This window comes from Microvirga lupini, from assembly GCF_014191055.1.
In the GTDB taxonomy this organism is placed as follows: Bacteria; Pseudomonadota; Alphaproteobacteria; order Rhizobiales; family Beijerinckiaceae; genus Microvirga; species Microvirga lupini_A.
This window is the reverse complement of the sequence record NZ_JACHWB010000001.1, coordinates 792,275-807,341: the sequence shown is the minus strand read 5'-3', so window position 1 is coordinate 807,341 and position 15,067 is coordinate 792,275. Positions and strand designations below refer to the sequence as shown.

General features: G+C 60.5%; 18 protein-coding genes, 1 tRNA gene and 1 pseudogene. 8 read left to right on the top strand and 12 right to left on the bottom strand.

Annotation, left to right across the window (positions count from 1 at the left end):
- The first annotated feature begins 194 nt into the window (after nucleotides 1–194).
- Nucleotides 195–695 (top strand): lytic transglycosylase domain-containing protein, encoded by a 501-nt coding sequence (locus FHR70_RS04090; protein WP_183447352.1) that lies wholly within the window; start codon nucleotides 195–197, stop codon nucleotides 693–695.
- 94 nt (nucleotides 696–789) lie between these two features.
- On the opposite strand, the gene FHR70_RS04085 is transcribed toward FHR70_RS04090, so the two are convergent.
- Nucleotides 790–1,170, bottom strand: coding sequence for a rhodanese-like domain-containing protein (locus tag FHR70_RS04085; protein WP_183447350.1), 381 nt, complete (start codon nucleotides 1,168–1,170; stop codon nucleotides 790–792).
- 176 nt (nucleotides 1,171–1,346) lie between these two features.
- Between FHR70_RS04085 and FHR70_RS04080 the strand changes: the two genes are divergently transcribed.
- On the top strand, nucleotides 1,347–1,613 hold the full coding sequence (locus tag FHR70_RS04080) for a hypothetical protein (protein WP_183447348.1): 267 nt from the start codon (nucleotides 1,347–1,349) through the stop codon (nucleotides 1,611–1,613).
- Nucleotides 1,614–2,003: 390 nt separating this feature from the next.
- On the opposite strand, the gene FHR70_RS04075 is transcribed toward FHR70_RS04080, so the two are convergent.
- Entirely contained in the window at nucleotides 2,004–2,234 is a 231-nt protein-coding gene (locus FHR70_RS04075; RefSeq protein ID WP_183447346.1) for a hypothetical protein, read from the bottom strand.
- A 1,013-nt stretch (nucleotides 2,235–3,247) separates the two neighbouring features.
- Between FHR70_RS04075 and FHR70_RS04070 the strand changes: the two genes are divergently transcribed.
- Nucleotides 3,248–3,982: a TerC family protein gene (locus FHR70_RS04070; protein WP_183447344.1), complete on the top strand. Its 735-nt coding sequence runs from the start codon at nucleotides 3,248–3,250 to the stop codon at nucleotides 3,980–3,982.
- Between the two features lie 58 nt (nucleotides 3,983–4,040).
- On the opposite strand, the gene FHR70_RS04065 is transcribed toward FHR70_RS04070, so the two are convergent.
- Nucleotides 4,041–4,229 (bottom strand): hypothetical protein, encoded by a 189-nt coding sequence (locus FHR70_RS04065; RefSeq protein ID WP_183447342.1) that lies wholly within the window; start codon nucleotides 4,227–4,229, stop codon nucleotides 4,041–4,043.
- A gap of 321 nt (nucleotides 4,230–4,550) precedes the next feature.
- Between FHR70_RS04065 and FHR70_RS04060 the strand changes: the two genes are divergently transcribed.
- Entirely contained in the window at nucleotides 4,551–6,038 is a 1,488-nt protein-coding gene (locus FHR70_RS04060) for a sensor domain-containing diguanylate cyclase (protein WP_210277460.1), read from the top strand.
- Nucleotides 6,039–6,046: 8 nt separating this feature from the next.
- Here the strand turns inward: FHR70_RS04060 and FHR70_RS04055 are convergent, their stop codons facing one another.
- Both FHR70_RS04055 and FHR70_RS04050 read right to left on the bottom strand, forming a co-directional pair.
- Nucleotides 6,047–6,439 carry a RidA family protein gene (locus FHR70_RS04055; protein WP_183447338.1) on the bottom strand — a complete coding sequence of 131 codons (393 nt, stop codon included), beginning with the start codon at nucleotides 6,437–6,439 and terminating at the stop codon, nucleotides 6,047–6,049.
- 87 nt (nucleotides 6,440–6,526) lie between these two features.
- Nucleotides 6,527–6,964 carry an Lrp/AsnC family transcriptional regulator gene (locus tag FHR70_RS04050; protein WP_183447336.1) on the bottom strand — a complete coding sequence of 146 codons (438 nt, stop codon included), beginning with the start codon at nucleotides 6,962–6,964 and terminating at the stop codon, nucleotides 6,527–6,529.
- Nucleotides 6,965–7,086: 122 nt separating this feature from the next.
- Here FHR70_RS04050 and rocF point away from each other — a divergent pair, with 122 nt between their 5' ends.
- Complete coding sequence (rocF, locus tag FHR70_RS04045; protein WP_183447334.1) at nucleotides 7,087–8,037, top strand: arginase; 951 nt, start codon at nucleotides 7,087–7,089, stop codon at nucleotides 8,035–8,037.
- Between the two features lie 3 nt (nucleotides 8,038–8,040).
- The gene (locus FHR70_RS04040) at nucleotides 8,041–9,096 is read left to right on the top strand and encodes an ornithine cyclodeaminase (protein WP_183447332.1); all 1,056 of its coding nucleotides are present in this window, start codon (nucleotides 8,041–8,043) and stop codon (nucleotides 9,094–9,096) included.
- Nucleotides 9,097–9,147: 51 nt separating this feature from the next.
- On the opposite strand, the gene FHR70_RS24570 is transcribed toward FHR70_RS04040, so the two are convergent.
- The 6 genes from FHR70_RS24570 to mnmA all read right to left on the bottom strand — a co-directional run bounded on the left by FHR70_RS24570 (nucleotide 9,148) and on the right by mnmA (nucleotide 12,965).
- Entirely contained in the window at nucleotides 9,148–9,348 is a 201-nt protein-coding gene (locus tag FHR70_RS24570) for a DUF6161 domain-containing protein (protein ID WP_425487836.1), read from the bottom strand.
- Between the two features lie 6 nt (nucleotides 9,349–9,354).
- The gene (locus tag FHR70_RS04035) at nucleotides 9,355–10,353 is read right to left on the bottom strand and encodes a hypothetical protein (RefSeq protein WP_183447330.1); all 999 of its coding nucleotides are present in this window, start codon (nucleotides 10,351–10,353) and stop codon (nucleotides 9,355–9,357) included.
- A gap of 196 nt (nucleotides 10,354–10,549) precedes the next feature.
- Nucleotides 10,550–10,626, bottom strand: a tRNA-Met gene (locus FHR70_RS04030).
- Between the two features lie 191 nt (nucleotides 10,627–10,817).
- Nucleotides 10,818–11,036 carry a hypothetical protein gene (locus FHR70_RS04025; RefSeq protein ID WP_183447328.1) on the bottom strand — a complete coding sequence of 73 codons (219 nt, stop codon included), beginning with the start codon at nucleotides 11,034–11,036 and terminating at the stop codon, nucleotides 10,818–10,820.
- 110 nt (nucleotides 11,037–11,146) lie between these two features.
- On the bottom strand, nucleotides 11,147–11,788 hold the full coding sequence (locus tag FHR70_RS04020; RefSeq protein ID WP_183447326.1) for a class I SAM-dependent methyltransferase: 642 nt from the start codon (nucleotides 11,786–11,788) through the stop codon (nucleotides 11,147–11,149).
- Between the two features lie 22 nt (nucleotides 11,789–11,810).
- Nucleotides 11,811–12,965: a tRNA 2-thiouridine(34) synthase MnmA gene (gene mnmA / locus FHR70_RS04015; protein ID WP_183448482.1), complete on the bottom strand. Its 1,155-nt coding sequence runs from the start codon at nucleotides 12,963–12,965 to the stop codon at nucleotides 11,811–11,813.
- Nucleotides 12,966–13,325: 360 nt separating this feature from the next.
- Between mnmA and sciP the strand changes: the two genes are divergently transcribed.
- Together sciP and FHR70_RS04005 are read left to right on the top strand one after the other, a co-directional pair.
- Entirely contained in the window at nucleotides 13,326–13,601 is a 276-nt protein-coding gene (gene sciP / locus FHR70_RS04010) for a CtrA inhibitor SciP (RefSeq protein WP_114187418.1), read from the top strand.
- A 237-nt stretch (nucleotides 13,602–13,838) separates the two neighbouring features.
- A pseudogene (locus tag FHR70_RS04005) lies at nucleotides 13,839–14,033 on the top strand (helix-turn-helix domain-containing protein); the annotation flags it as partial.
- A 17-nt stretch (nucleotides 14,034–14,050) separates the two neighbouring features.
- Here FHR70_RS04005 and FHR70_RS04000 read toward each other — a convergent pair.
- The gene (locus FHR70_RS04000; RefSeq protein ID WP_183447324.1) at nucleotides 14,051–15,064 is read right to left on the bottom strand and encodes a lysylphosphatidylglycerol synthase domain-containing protein; all 1,014 of its coding nucleotides are present in this window, start codon (nucleotides 15,062–15,064) and stop codon (nucleotides 14,051–14,053) included.
- Between the last annotated feature and the right edge of the window lie 3 nt (nucleotides 15,065–15,067).

The window sequence follows — 15,067 nt, the reverse complement described above, 5'->3', positions numbered from 1 at the left end:
TCGTCCATGATCAGCTGACAGAAATGTTGACGTGAAAAGCAGCCCTCACCCGAAAGAGGTAGATGGCTGATCTTTCAGCTTATAAAGACCTTTTGCTGACGCCCACATCCACATTATAGAAGGCCTTACAGCCAAGCTGACCTCTTGCTGCCACGATTGACGATGAGAAATTTCCCTCAAACAAGGGGATATGCATGATTTCTCGTCTTCTTCTTGCCTGCGCTGCAGTCGTCTGCTCCATGCCCGCGACTGCATCGGATCTCACAACGATCAACTCGCTTGTTGCGCATCATGCCAGGACCCACAATGTTCCAGAGGCCTTGGTTCACAGAGTGATCAGACGAGAAAGTGGCTATAATCCGCGAGCACTGAGCAGGGGTAATTTCGGCCTGATGCAGATCCGTTACGCAACAGCTCGTGGGATGGGATATCGAGGAAGCCCATCAGGTCTGCTCGATGCCAACACCAACCTTACTTATGCAGTCCCTTATCTTGCCAATGCCTATAAAGTTGCAGGCGGCAATTCCGATCGGGCGGTCGCGCTCTATTCAAGCGGCTACTACTATGAGGCCAAGCGCAAGGGGCTGCTTCACGCGCTCGCCACGGCTGTCGCCGATCCGGCTTCGACTGGGTCCATCTCAGCGGCCGAACCCGCATTGCGATCCTCGGCATTTACGTCTGCAAATGCCCAGTGATCTTGCCAGACGGCGCATCTAGGATCCTTGCCGCTCGACGCTCGGCCATAGACAAGGCCGAGCGACTTGACTCCCGAGGCTCGATCCTTCGCAATCAGGCAGGCTCCGTATCGATGCCCGCTTCCGTCAGGTCCTTGAAGCCGCCGATGTTGAATACAGCCGTGTAGCCCATGTCTTGCAGGGTCTTGCCTGCCAGAGCGGAGCGCCCTCCAGAGGCGCAATGCAGGAGAATGGTTTTATCCTTCTGAAATGCCGGATTATGATATTGGCTCTCCGGGTCGGCCCGGAATTCCAGCATGCCGCGGGAGACATTGACGGCACCCTTGAGCTTTCCGCTTTGCTGAACCTCCGTCGGATCGCGCACATCCACCACAAGAACATCGTCCGAGCGCATCTTCTCGGCAGCCTCACTGGGGGACAGCTTGGGCACTGAGGAATTTGCCTCGGCCAGCAGATCCTTCACATTTCTAGCCATGGTCCTCTCCACACAGGGTTCTGCCATCTGGCAGCCGAGCAAGGCTCGGCCCGAGGGCGCCATGTGTCAAGAAAGATAAAGTCTCAGACGGGGTGAACCCGGACACCTGGAGCATCGGACCACCTCACGCGTTGACGGGACTGGCGCACTTCTGCATGCCAGAAAGGACGAAGAACATGCCACGCGATGTAAGTGATGCTGAGGGCGTCACGTGGACCTGCATCCAGGCTTTCGCCGGGCTCGGCAATGATCCCGAGAAAGCGGATGCCGCGCGCGTCGAAGGCACGCGAAACCAGATCCATATCGTCTGTACCCCATCGGGAGGAGCGAAATCCGTGCGCCTCGAACTTCCTGAAGACTGGGAGACGAGTGTCCCCGATGATGACTTGCTGCGAGCTATCCGATCACAACTGGCTGAAGAGTCGTCGGCCTCGCAGCTATAGCTCCAACTGGAACAGTTTGTCATGACGAGCAGCCAGGAGGATAACGGATCCGCTATGTCCGATTTGCCAGAGATTGCTTTTCTCGATTTCGAAGCTTCCTCATTGGGCAAGCATGGATATCCTATCGAGGTGGCATGGGTTCTCTCAAATGGTGAAGAAGAGAGCCACCTCATTCAGCCTGATCCGACCTGGACCGATTGGGATCTCGAGGCGGAGACCATTCACGGCCTCAGCCGGGATCGGCTGCATGCGGAAGGAGCCGCCGTGACTGATGTCGCACGGCGAATGATGTCCGCTCTTAAAGGCTATACCCTTTATGCGACAGCGCCGTCATGGGATGGAAAATGGCTGAGCCGCTTGCTGCGGTCCGCAGGGCTCCCACGACATGCCCTACGCCTGCAGGATACGGAAGAACTCCATCAACAGACTGTGCGTGAAGCCCTGATCGGGATGAACGTCCCGGTTGACCTTCATGATGAGCTCATGAAGAGGGTTCTGTCCCAGGCTCAGAGAAAGGACGATGAACTCGGCCCTGCCGAGCATCGCGCTCTTGCCGATGCCCGACGCGAGATGCGCCTGTGGCTCGACATCCGTCATCGGACTCAGGAAATCGCAGTTCAAGAAATCAGCCGATCCTCCCTATAGGGACGGGTCTCCTTTGATCGGGCATCGCGGCAACCTCTTCACCGTGTTCGGTTCAGTAACCATCCGGGAGTTGGCTTGCGATATCCTGGTTGGGGCGCGTCAGGATCTCGATGCGCCGACCGTCGGGGAGCTGGATCGTCCGAAGCCTCATCACCTGCAGCCCTGCATCGAGTCCCTCCTGAACCGATCCATAGCGTGTGCCTCGGGCCCGCCGCTCAATCCCGTTGCGAGGTGGACGCGCCTGAGAAACCTCCAGGCTTGGCTCACGCCGCCGGGTGGCCAGCTCTTCGCGCTTCTGAGGGCGAGCAGTGCTACGGACCTGTTGCGTTGAAGGGCGCACCTTACGCTCAGCGGCGGTCTTCTGCTTAACCTGCTCACCTTCCTGCTGTTTGCGTGGAGAGACCTCAGGACGCGATTGTGCGGCAACCGTCTCATTATCCTTGGCTGGCTGCGGGGGGGCAGAAGCTGATGAAGGCTGAGGCGTTGGTGGTGTAGCTGCTGGAGCAGCGGCCTGTGGTGATGAGGCCGCGGGCGCAGGAGTCGGCAAAGACGGCGTAGCGCCGGCCTCCGGCGGAGGATCGACCCAGGGACGTCCCGCTTGGGCAAGCACCGGCATTGTAGTCGACAGGACGCTGATAAGCGAAGCTGTCAACAGCCAACGTCCTGGTGACCCTGTCATGGCACAACTCCCATTCCTGCTATGGAAGAACGCTTGTGCCGCCATGGGCGGTTCCACGGCTCAACCCTTATTCAGGAGCGGCACGATTAAATATTTGTGAAATTTGAGTCTTTTTCAGGAAAAGCTCGACCTTATGCCATGGCTCAACATTCTGTTCGGCAGTGAAGCTTGGCCGTTGCTACCCTTGGTTCCCTGCCAATTGGTGCTCTGATCACGCGTCTGTGATGTGAAAGCGGCAAGAAAGAGGGCTTAGCCCTTGTGCAAGCTCTGCAGTAACCGAAATAAAGGGTCGCAATTACAGGAAGGCTTTATGGACCAGCTATTTGCACTCGCAGCGGACCCAGCCGCATGGGCTGCCTTGGCAACCCTCGTCGTCATGGAAGTTGTGCTTGGCATCGACAACCTCATTTTCATTTCGATCCTGACTAACAAGCTGCCCGCCCATCAGCAGGCAAGGGCCCGGCGCATCGGCATCGGACTCGCCCTCATTCTCCGTTTAGGCCTGCTTGGGACCATCGCCATCATCGTTCAGCTGACCGAGCCCCTCTTTACCGCATTCGGCCATGGCTTCTCCTGGCGTGACCTGATCCTGATCGCGGGCGGACTGTTCCTGGTCTGGAAGGCCACTAAGGAGATCCACCACCATGTGGATCCTGATCCAGGCCCGGATCTCTTTGAAGGGCAGAAGGTCCAGATGAGCTTCGCCTCGGCGATCGTGCAGATCCTGCTGTTGGACCTCGTCTTCTCCATCGACAGCATCATCACGGCGGTCGGCATGACTGATCACGTGCCGATCATGGTGATCGCCGTGGTGGTGGCTGTGACGGTCATGCTGCTGGCGGCCGATCCCCTGGCGCGCTTCATCCAAGCGAACCCGACGGTGGTCATGCTCGCACTCGGCTTCCTGCTCATGATCGGCATGGTGCTGATTGCGGAAGGCTTCGGTGCTCACGTCCCCAAAGGGTATATCTACGCCGCAATGGCATTCTCGGCCCTGATCGAGGCCCTCAATATGCTGTCCCGACGCGCCAAGAAGGCGCAATAATGGAGAATGATCGTGCGCGGCAGCCTCATGGCCGCGCACGATCCTATGTTCTGACTGTTCAGTCTTCAGCCTGCGCCGCTTCGGCTGCGGTCCAGAGTCCGAGGATAGCATCCGGCTCCGTCATCCGGAGAAGCTCCTCAACGCTGATCCCGATGGAAGTTCCATATCGAAGGATTTTCTCCCGATCCGCCTCGAAAACATCCTTGTCGGCCCATTCCGGGCGAGCATCGATCAGGGCGCTCATCATGCGCCATATTCTGTGGGATTGTGAGGGACCGAACATAGGCCGCCCTCCTCTGATGGCGGATCTTTAAAGCTTTGCGGGCAGCTATGTACACGATAAAGCAAAGCTTGAGTTATAACTTACCTTTATAACAGAACATAAAATGGTCCATGCCATAGAGGCATTTAGCTCCATCCCAAATCAAGCACCAATCTCCACAAGAGACTAATGGCCACTGTTCTGTCGCCAACAATTCTGTTGGCTCGTTTCATTTCCTTCACTATAGAATAAATTCAGACAAGATCGTTGTGCAGCCGAATGAAACGCCTGTTATCAGAAGTCTACTTGCACCTGATCGCAGGCGTGATTGCCCTCGGTATCCTTGGGATTTCCGCCCATACGCTCTGGATGGATCGGCTTGGCACTTGGCAGGAGGCAGAGAGATCCTCCAGGAATGTGTTGACGACCATCGCCCGCGATCTCGACAACAATCTTGAGTTGCTTGATCTCTCCCTGAAGGGGGCCATCGAGGGACTGCGCCACCTCAGCTCTCACCAATTGTCGCCCGATCTCCGGTATCGGATGCTGTTCGACCGCGCGGCTTCGGCAAACTTTATGACAGCCCTTCTGCTCGTCGACAGCAATGGTGACCTGATTGCCGACGCCGGGCCTGTGATCGCCTCACGGTCGCTCAACGTGTCCGACCGCGAGTACTTCACGGTTCACAAGAACACACAGCATCTCGGCCTCTACGTGAGCCGCCCTTACCAGAGCAGAGCCCCCCATGGTGACCTCGCCATTGGAATCAGCCGAAGGCTTTCCGACTCCGGCGGTGGGTTTGCCGGTGTTGTCATGGGGTCGATTGCCCTCAACACCATCAATCAGCGATTTGAGCACCTGAGCCTGGGCCAGCAGGGAGCCATCAATCTCTTCCGCGGCGACGGCGTCCTGCTGACGCGTTATCCCTTCGATGAGAGCCAGATCAATCAAGATCTGGGCGGCTCTCCCCACGTCCAGCGCCTCCTGAAGGACAAGGCCGGCACATTCGATTCGGTGTCGCCGATCGATGGCGTGCACCGCATCATCTCCTTCGGACGGCTGGAAAAGTACCCTCTCGTGCTCACTGTGGCCCTGTCGGTGGATGAAGTTTTCGCCGCCTGGGAGAGGAAGGCACTTGTTCTCAGCCTTGTGACGCTGGTGCTCTGCTGTGCCGTGGTCGGATTGACGTTCGTCTTCCAGCGGGAGTTGAAGCGCCGCACGAGAGCCGAGACCAAGCTGAGGCGGATTGCCAGAACGGATGATCTGACAGGCCTGCCGAACCGGCGCGCCTTCCGCGAGACTTTCGAGCGCGAATGGCGTCATGCCATCCGCTCAGGCTCCGCCCTGTCGGTGCTCTTCATCGACGCCGATTATTTCAAGAGCTTCAACGACCGGTACGGGCATGGCCGCGGCGATGAGGTTCTGCGCGCAATCGCCGGCACCCTCGATGCCAGCATCCGGCGTCCCAGGGACATCGCAGCCCGTTACGGCGGCGAGGAGTTTGCTGTCATCCTGCCCGAGACGAATCTGACTGGTGCAATGAGAATTGCCGACACCATCCGTCAGACGATCGCCACGATGGCAGTGACGCATGAAGGCAGCCCCTATCACATCGTAACAGTCAGCATCGGTGTCGCTTCAGCGCGGCCCTCCCGCGGGAGCGAGAGGAACACCCTTTTCGAGGCCGCCGACCAAGCGCTCTATCGAGCGAAAGCCGCGGGGCGCAACGCCGTTCGCAGCCCCGGAGAAGATGCCGTCCAACACCGGACGCCTCGTCCGAACGCGGCCGCCTGAGGACCGGATCAGGCCACCGCGATACACTCGATCTCGATGTCGAACTCCATGGGCCAGGACGCAACCGGCACGAAGGTCCGTGAGGGCGGGTTCTCCGGGAAGAACCGGGCATAGACGCGATTGATGGCGCCATAGAAACCGGCATTGGCCGCATAGATCCGCACCATCACCACCTTGTCGAGGGAGGTGCCGGCACTCTCCAGGCAATGCTGCAACGCCCGGAGGGAAGCCTCCGTCTGCACCTCGATATCGCCCTTTACGAACCCACCGCTCTCCATGTTGAAAGGCGGCGTTCCCGACACGAACACGAACCCGTTTGCCCTTGTCACCATGGACAGCGGCACGCCTACCTTCCGCACGCCCTCGGACAGAATGGGAACTTCAACGACTTCCTTCGACATGAATGATCCTCCCGAATACAGCCCGCACTGTAGCGAATGACGACAGTCGCGCCAGCCTAGGGTGTCATTGCTGCTGTGGAAGTGCTTCTAGAGTTTGGCACGAGTGCTGCGCGGGGTTGCCAGCAGGAGGTTCGTCTCTGACGCGATGACGCCCGGGATCAGGCGCACCCGCCGCAGGATGGCGTCGAAATCTGCGAGGCTGGACGCACCGAGTTCGACGATCAGATCCCATTTGCCATTCGTGGTGTGAATGGCGCTTACTTCCGGAAAGCCGCCGAGTGCATCCACCACCCGATCGCCCGCCCTGCCCTCCACCTCGATCAGCATGATTCCACGCACGGGCAAGGCCACCGCATCGGCCCGGAGGATCACCGTATAGCCGACGATATCGCCGGAGCGCTCCAGGCGCTCCATCCGGGACCGGACCGTCGCACGCGAGGCGCCAAGCGCAATAGCCAGATCCGAGACGCTGCGCCGCCCGTTATGCCGCAGGAGCGTGATCAAGCGCTGGTCGAGATCATCCATGAAGTGCCGTTTTGATGAGCTGAACTTGCCACATTGATCACAACTCTTGTGCTCTTTGTCAAAGTACCTTGTTCATTCTGCCAAGGCGATCCGGTAGCTTGACGGCAAGACAGGAGAGATGAATGGCCGCGACCACGTGCATCGTTCTGGGAATCCCCGTGCAGGAGGGCGCCGGCCGGCTCGGCTGCGACATGGGTCCCAGCGCGTTTCGGACGGCGGGGCTGGTCACAGAGCTGCGCAATCTCGGTTACGCGGTCGAAGATCGCGGCAATATCGTGCCTGCGCCCCAGCGCGAGGTGCGCCACCCGAACGGCGCCATCAAGGCTCTGCCGGAAACGGTGGCCTGGACCGAAGCCATCACGGAGGCTGCCTATCAGGCCAGCGGCGACGGCATGCCGATTTTCATCGGTGGGGATCACAGCTTGTCTGCCGGCTCCATGACGGGGCTGGCCCGCCGGGCCGCCGAGGAGGGCCGCCCGTTCTTCGTGCTCTGGCTCGACTCCCACCCGGATTTCCACACCCTTGAGACCACGACCAGCGGCAACCTCCATGGGGTGCCGATGGCCTATGCGACGGGCTTGAAAGGCTTCGAGGGCTTCTTCCCGAGTGTGGCCAACCCGCTCAACCCGCAGAACGTCTGCATGATCGGCATCCGCAGCGTCGACCCGGCGGAACGGGCCGCCCTCTCGACAGTCGGCGTGACAGTCTATGACATGCGCGCTATCGACGAGAACGGCGTCGCGCCGCTCCTCGACGCTTTTCTCAAGCGCGTGGCGGCAGCCGACGGCATTCTCCACGTGAGCTTGGACGTGGATTTCCTCGATCCGGGCATTGCCCCCGGGGTCGGCACGACCGTTCCCGGCGGCGCCACCTTCCGCGAGGCCCATCTCATCATGGAGATGTTGCACGACAGCGGCCTCGTGAGGAGCATCGATCTGGTCGAGCTGAACCCCTTCCTTGACGAGCGCGGGCGCACGGCCCTTCTGATGGTCGATCTCGTCTCGAGCCTCATGGGCCGGCGCGTGCTCGACCGCCCGACCCAGAGCTACCGCCACACGCCGAAAGCGCACTGAGCCATGAACCTGAAACTGAACGTCGTCCCCTTCGTCAGCGTCGACAACATGATGAAGCTCGTGCTCACGATTGGCGTGGAGCGCTTCCTGCTGGAGCTGGCGGAATGCATCGAGGCCGATTTCCGCCGCTGGGAATCCTTCGACAAGACCCCGCGGGTGGCCTCGCACAGCCGCGAGGGCGTGATCGAGCTCATGCCGACCAGCGACGGCGAGGTCTATGGCTTCAAATATGTGAACGGCCACCCTAAGAACACCCGCGAGGGACGCCAGACCGTGACGGCCTTCGGCGTGCTGGCCGACGTGGCAACCGGCTATCCCGTGCTTCTGACCGAAATGACCATCCTCACGGCGCTCCGCACCGCCGCCACATCCGCCGTGGCCGCCAAGCACCTCGCGCCCAAGGGAGCGCGCGCCATGGCCATCATCGGCAACGGGGCACAGGCCGAGTTCCAGGCTCTGGCATTCAAGGCGCTGCTGGGCATCGACACCCTGCGGCTCTACGACATCGACCGCTCGGCCAGCGCGAAATGCGTGCGCAATCTCGCAGGCCTCGGGTTTAGCATCACGGTCTGCAACTCCATCGAGGGGGCGATGGAAGGCGTCCAGATCGTCACCACGGTCACGGCCGACAAGCAGAACGCCACGATCCTCACCGACAACATGGTCGGCTCAGGCCTTCACATCAATGCAGTCGGCGGCGATTGCCCGGGCAAGACCGAGCTCCATGCCGACATCCTGAAGCGCTCCGACATCTTCGTGGAATATCCGCCGCAGACCCGCATCGAAGGCGAGATCCAGCAGCTCCCGCCGGACTACCCGGTCAACGAACTCTGGCGCGTGATCGCCGGGCACGAGCCCGGCCGCACGGGAGACCGCCAGATCACCCTCTTCGATTCCGTCGGCTTTGCCATCGAGGATTTTTCCGCCCTGCGCTACGTGAAACGCCAGATCGAGCAGACAGGCCTCTCCGACGAGCTCGACCTCCTGGCCGACCCCGACGAACCCCGCGACCTCTTCGGCATGCTCCTGCGCGCGGCAGCGACGCCGAATGCGGCGTGATCTATATGATCATAAATCAAAGATCTGATTACAGATGTAGCGCGATTGACCCTACGGTCGGTTAAGAACTTTCGAAAGCAGAGCAGCCGGCGACATATCTGGAGCGCCGTCATCTCGCACAATTCCATCAGTTGTAGGTCGGAACAACGAGGCTAACACGAGAGCACGATCCTTCTCGTCAGCGGCATGTTTCTCGGTTAGCGCCAAGTAGGTCTTAACCATGGTGGCGCGCTCCTCGGCATCAATACCCATGTGATGTTAGCTCATGTAGAGGCGCACCTGGATACGGATCGCCCAAAAAACCATCGTTGTGACCACGACACCAATGGTGACAAGAACTAAGTATAGGGTGGCAGGCTGGTTAGCATATGCGGTTTTGGCCTGATCAAACGCGATCTTGGCCACGAGAATGAGGGTCGCGAGGACACCTGCACCGCCCCATCCTGCAATCTTCATCAGTCGATCCCAGTGGATTTTGGCCTTTCTTTGATGCGCCCGCGCCTTGCTCATCCAATAGTCGACCGGACCACGAAGCTGCATGAATTGCTGATATAGATCGCGCGTATCATCAATGCGTTTGATCGCTTCATGCATCTCAGTTGCATGTTTCCTTTCGTGTCTCCTGAGCTTAAGCCGAACGAAGCGGTTCATTACGTTGACAGAGCGCAGGGCGTGAGACTCTGCCTCCTCGTAGCGGGCAGCTTCATCTCTTGCTTGGCCTTCCAGATTCGCGAGTGACTTGCTGAATTTGCTGACCAAGCCTTCGATTGATCGGCGTGTTGAGGAAGCCGCCTTTGAATTGAGATTCTCCTCGAAGGCGAATGCTGACAACACCCCCCTCAAGATGAGGGGATGCGCAAATTGAATGTCAGCCACAATGCCTATGAAGTAACCGAGAGCCGCAGCAGCTGTGATCGGGCCTTTGTCGGAGCGCAGTTCTGATATGAAGGTTTCCTTCGGCGACCCCGCTAGCGGAGTGGAAGCGAAAGCCTGCCTGAATACAGATTCGAACTGTGGGAGGAGCGTTGGGTCTGCTTGCCAGTTAACATGGTACTGCTTCGCGTGTACCAGCCAATGGTGAAGTATATCCCTTACTCGATGGATGTTGCCATCATTTGTAAGTGTTTCAGTATGAACCCAGCTCCAAGTAGTTATTTGTGCATCGATGAAAGCGGCTAGGCCGTCGTGTGAGTAAAACCGCTGCAGCCCGCCATTGGGGCCAAGATCAACTTCAAACACGGGCTCCGGCTTCTTCAAGGCACACTCCATGGCTAGTACACAGAGCGATGTGGCTTAGCATTGCGTGTTGCATCTGTGTTGCGAGGAGCAGAATGCAACGTTGCACAAACCTTTGTAAATTAAGGAAATATGTTGCAGCGATTTGCAACACGAAAACAGCCTGTCTCAGACAGCAAAAAGCCCGCCAAGCTCTTGCTTCTGCGGGCTTTTTTGATGGTAGCGGAGGAGGGATTTGAACCCCCGACACAAGGATTATGATTCCTCTGCTCTGACCAACTGAGCTACTCCGCCCCAGGCAGCGGGGCTCAACCCCGCGTCAGGCAAGCGCGATATAGGGAAGGTTCGCCCTCAGTGTCAAGAAAGACCCGCGGGGAAAGTACGGATTTATCGCCAGCCCGCCGGCCATGCGCCCGGCCGGCAGGATTTCGGCGCGATGCGCCCGAAGACCTGCGCTCGTCCGGGGTTGATGCGGTTCGCTCCCGTCAGCCCTTGGGCTTCATCCGCCAGAGCTGGAAGCCCTCGTTCGAGACCGCCTGTTCGATGGCCTTGCGGGAGAACTTGTGCGGCGGGGTCTCGCGGGAGTTCAGCGTACCGGTCAGGCCCCAGGGGGCGTATTTGGCCGGAAGCTTGGTGCCGGATTCATCACCTGCAAAAGCGTGAAGATCCTCCTTGGCCTGGGAGGTGAACATGAAAAGGCGCATCGGAAGTTCTTTCGTGATCTGGGGTTGCCCTTGCCCTTAGAGATAGGGCTTGGAACCCGAAAGTCACGTCTTCGCTTTGAGCCCCCCGCTCAGTCGGCTATTCGCTCCCTTCAGGCATTCTTCTTGATTCTCATCAGCTTGAAGAAGCCGCTCGGGAACAGGGACCGCAGCTCCACGACCTCCATGCGACCCGTCTGCCGAGCCCAATCCTCCACCCGGGCGGCCTTGAAGGCCGAGCTCCAGCCGATGGCCTTGGCGATGGGAGAGACCATCTCCTCGACCTTCGCGACGGGACCGGAGGGCTGGCCCCAGTGGTTGGCCAGAATGATCTCGCCGCCGGGCTTGAGCACGCGCATGAACTCGTTCAGTGCCGTCTCGGGCTCAGGCACCAGGGTGATGATGAACTGGGCGGTCACAGCATCGAAGGTTCCGTCCGGGAAGCCGAGGCGGGTGACGTCCATCACCTGCAGGCTCTTCACATGGGTGAGGCCTCGCCGGTCGACCTTTTCCTGCGCCCGGCGGAGCATGTCCTCGGAGAGATCGACCCCATAAACCTCGGCATGGGCAGGGTAATAGCCCAGGGACAGGCCCGTGCCGACGCCGGCCTCCAGCACCTTCGGACCGCAGGCGACGGCGGCGTTGACGGCGGCGCGGGCAGCCGGTTCAGTCAGCTTGTCGTAGACGAGGTCATAGATCGGCGCCCAACGCGCATAAGCCTTGCGCATCAGGACGGTGGTCGCTCCATCCGTCATAAAGGTCCCTTCGGTCGAGGCCTCAGGCCGCGGCGGGGGCGGCTTCGGCCATTGTGCGAGCAATCGTACCCCCGCCAAGCACACGTGCCCGCGGAGCATCGCTCTCATAGATGACACAAGCTTGACCGGGAGACACCCCGTCTTCCGCCGATAACAGCTCGACCGTAGTGCTGGTTCCTGTGGATCGAAGGATCGCCGGGCGCGGCTCGCGGGTGGAGCGCACCCGCACGGCCACCTCCATACCCTTCTCACCGAGAGCTTCGAGTGGCACGTCGCCGAGCCAGTTCACGTCCGTCACACGGATCAGCCGGGTGGCCAGCGCCTCCCGGGGCCCAACCACAACGCGGGCCTCCTTGGCCTCAAGGCGCACCACGTAGAGCGGCTCGCCCACGGAGAGCCCCAGGCCCTTCCGCTGCCCCACCGTGTAGTGGATGATGCCCTCGTGACGACCGAGGATCCGGCCGTCGATATGAACGATCTCGCCGCCCTGCACGGCGCCGGGCTTCAGGCGCTCGATCACATCGCTGTAGCGCCCTTGCGTGACGAAGCAGATGTCCTGGCTGTCAGCCTTTTCCGCCACGGTGAGCCCGAACTCACGCGCCAGCTCCCTGACCTGATCCTTCGGCAGCTCGCCTAAGGGAAAGCGCAGCAGGTCGAGCTGCTCGGGCGTCGTCGCATAGAGGAAGTAGCTCTGATCCCGTTCCGGATCGGCGGCGCGATGGAGGGCGCGGCGCCCGTCAGGCAGGCGGCGGCTCGCCACGTAGTGGCCGGTGGCCAGCACGTCGGCGCCGAGTTCCCGGGCGGTCTCCAGGAGATCGCGGAACTTGATCGAGCGGTTGCACTCGACGCAGGGGATCGGCGTCTCACCCGCCAGATAGCTCTGGGTGAAGCGGTCGATCACGGCCTCGCGGAAGCGGGCCTCGTAGTCGAGCACGTAATGGGGGATGCCGATGGCCTCCGCGACCCGGCGGGCATCGTAGATGTCCTGGCCGGCGCAGCAGGCGCCCTTACGGTGCGCGGCTGCGCCGTGGTCATAGAGCTGGAGCGTGATTCCGATGACGTCGTAGCCCTCGCGCTTGAGCAGGGCCGCGACGACGGACGAGTCCACGCCGCCCGACATCGCAACCACGACGCGTGTCTTCGAGGGTTCGGTAGGCAGGTCGAGTGAGTTGAGCATCATTCCATCCAGAGGCGCCGTTCAAGGCGGCGCACGGGAGGGGCCAAAGCCCTTCTATAACGCATCGTGCGGAAAAGTGGACCCGGTTTTCGCCGGCGCGGCCCATTGGGTCCGGATCACACGATGCGTCGCTTCAAGGATTGAACATCGGATGGACCCCAAAAGTGCAAGCCCACTTTTGGGTCCGATGCTCTCACGCCACAATTCTTAAAGGGAAAGTGCTGAGGAATAAGGCAACGTTAACGTTTATGGCTAAGCTTAGGCGCTCTCGATAACCGCCTGATCGGGCTTAGGAAAACATTAAGTCCCGTCGCGTAGGTTCGAGCCACTGAGGTCGTTGAATTTTTGTGTGAGCGTATCATGACCGAACCCCACCGCCCAAGGGTCAAGTATGTCATTGGGCCTGATGGCAGTCCCCTGACGATTGCCGACCTTCCCCCTTCCAGCACCCGCCGCTGGGTCATCCGCCGCAAGGCCGAGGTTGTGGCCGCCGTTCGCGGCGGTCTTCTGAGCCTCGAAGAAGCCTGCCAGCGCTACACGCTGACCACCGAGGAGTTCCTAAGCTGGCAGCTGTCCATCGACCAGCATGGCCTGGCGGGTCTGCGCACCACGCGCATCCAGCAGTACCGGCAGTAAAGATCCGACGATGAGGCGCTGCTCACCCGAGCCAGCGCCTTTTCCGTTTGAAGGACGAAAGTTCGATGCTGAAGCTCGGCCGTTAAGAGCTTCCTAACCATAAGATGAGCATAAACTCCTGAATCACTTCCCTTAAGGCAGGCCATCGACGTGCTCGGCACCCAGGATCTGTTGGACCAACCAAGTTCCCTCGAAGCGCCCTCTCCTGCCGGTCAGGAACAGACCGTCGAGACCCTGCGGCGCATTCTGGTCGGCCGGACCATCGCCGATGTGGAACGGCACCTGATCCTCGACACGCTCGCCTCCTGCCTCGGCAACCGGACGCATGCGGCGAGAATCCTTGGGATCTCGATCCGCACCCTGCGCAACAAGCTCAATGAATACATGCAGGCCGGCATCGCCGTGCCGGAGCCGGGCCAGCGCCCGGCCTGAGCGCTCGCGCTTTTTTCTTACTGATCGGACGACGACAGCGGCGGCGGCGGCACGGAGCCGTCGGCGGCCACCATCCGGCCACGCCAGGCCTGCGCCAGCCGCGCACGCTCGAACATGAGGACGACCACGAGCGACATGCCGAAGGGGATCAGGAGATAGAACAGGCGGAAGATGATGAGCGCCGCCAGCACGTCCGCCTTGGGGATATCAGGCATGGCCGTGAGGAATACGAGTTCGAACACCCCGAGCCCGCCGGGGGCATGGCTCACCAGGGCCGCCGAGAAGGAGGCCAGGAATACGGCGAGCACGACGATGAAGCTCGGCTCCAGATGGGCCGGGAGCACGAAGTAGATGATGCCGGCAGCACCAAGGAGTTCGAGCGGCGCTGCAATCAGCTGCCGCACCATGATGGCCGGGCGGGGATATTCGAGCTTCGCCTTGCGGATGACGAGCGGCGGAAGATGCAGGACGGAGCCGATCACGTAGAGCGCCACGAAGGCGAGCAGCAGCAGCCCGACGATGCGGGCCGTGGCCGGATTGGTCAGCATTGCGGGCAGAAGCTCCTCCAGCCTGTGAAGGAGCGTCGGATCGGCCACCAGCGCCACGCCACCGAGAAGGATGGTGCCGAGCCCGAAGGTGAAGGAGCAGAGGGCCACCAACACGGCAATCTGTGGGGCGCTCAAGCCCTTCGACGTATAGGCTCGATAGCGGACGACCGCACCGGAGAAGACCGAGGCGCCGATATTATGAGAAAGCGCATAGGTCGTGAACGACGTGACCGACACGAACAGCCAGGAGATGTGGCGGACGCCGAGATGCAGCAGCGCGATCCGGTCGTACCAGGCGAGCGCCGCATAGGCGACAAGGGTCGAGAGGCCGGCAAGAGCGTAGCGTTGAGGCGGAACGGCGGTCAGGCTGTCCCAGACATCATCCAGGGACATGCCACGCAATTCGCGATAGAGAAGCCAGCCGGAGACGATGACTGCCAGCAGCCCGATCACAGGCCAAATGAACTCACGCACATTCTTCATCGA

Coding starts and splice junctions, on each gene's coding strand:
- FHR70_RS04090 (WP_183447352.1), top strand. CDS start 195: ATGATTTCTCGTCTTCTTCTTGCCTGCGCTGCAGTCGTCTGCTCCATG.
- FHR70_RS04085 (WP_183447350.1), bottom strand. CDS start 1,170: ATGGCTAGAAATGTGAAGGATCTGCTGGCCGAGGCAAATTCCTCAGTG.
- FHR70_RS04080 (WP_183447348.1), top strand. CDS start 1,347: ATGCCACGCGATGTAAGTGATGCTGAGGGCGTCACGTGGACCTGCATC.
- FHR70_RS04070 (WP_183447344.1), top strand. CDS start 3,248: ATGGACCAGCTATTTGCACTCGCAGCGGACCCAGCCGCATGGGCTGCC.
- FHR70_RS04065 (WP_183447342.1), bottom strand. CDS start 4,229: ATGATGAGCGCCCTGATCGATGCTCGCCCGGAATGGGCCGACAAGGAT.
- FHR70_RS04055 (WP_183447338.1), bottom strand. CDS start 6,439: ATGTCGAAGGAAGTCGTTGAAGTTCCCATTCTGTCCGAGGGCGTGCGG.
- FHR70_RS04050 (WP_183447336.1), bottom strand. CDS start 6,964: ATGGATGATCTCGACCAGCGCTTGATCACGCTCCTGCGGCATAACGGG.
- rocF (WP_183447334.1), top strand. CDS start 7,087: ATGGCCGCGACCACGTGCATCGTTCTGGGAATCCCCGTGCAGGAGGGC.
- FHR70_RS04040 (WP_183447332.1), top strand. CDS start 8,041: ATGAACCTGAAACTGAACGTCGTCCCCTTCGTCAGCGTCGACAACATG.
- FHR70_RS24570 (WP_425487836.1), bottom strand. CDS start 9,348: ATGGGTATTGATGCCGAGGAGCGCGCCACCATGGTTAAGACCTACTTG.
- FHR70_RS04025 (WP_183447328.1), bottom strand. CDS start 11,036: ATGCGCCTTTTCATGTTCACCTCCCAGGCCAAGGAGGATCTTCACGCT.
- FHR70_RS04020 (WP_183447326.1), bottom strand. CDS start 11,788: ATGACGGATGGAGCGACCACCGTCCTGATGCGCAAGGCTTATGCGCGT.
- mnmA (WP_183448482.1), bottom strand. CDS start 12,965: ATGCTCAACTCACTCGACCTGCCTACCGAACCCTCGAAGACACGCGTC.
- sciP (WP_114187418.1), top strand. CDS start 13,326: ATGACCGAACCCCACCGCCCAAGGGTCAAGTATGTCATTGGGCCTGAT.
- FHR70_RS04000 (WP_183447324.1), bottom strand. CDS start 15,064: ATGAAGAATGTGCGTGAGTTCATTTGGCCTGTGATCGGGCTGCTGGCA.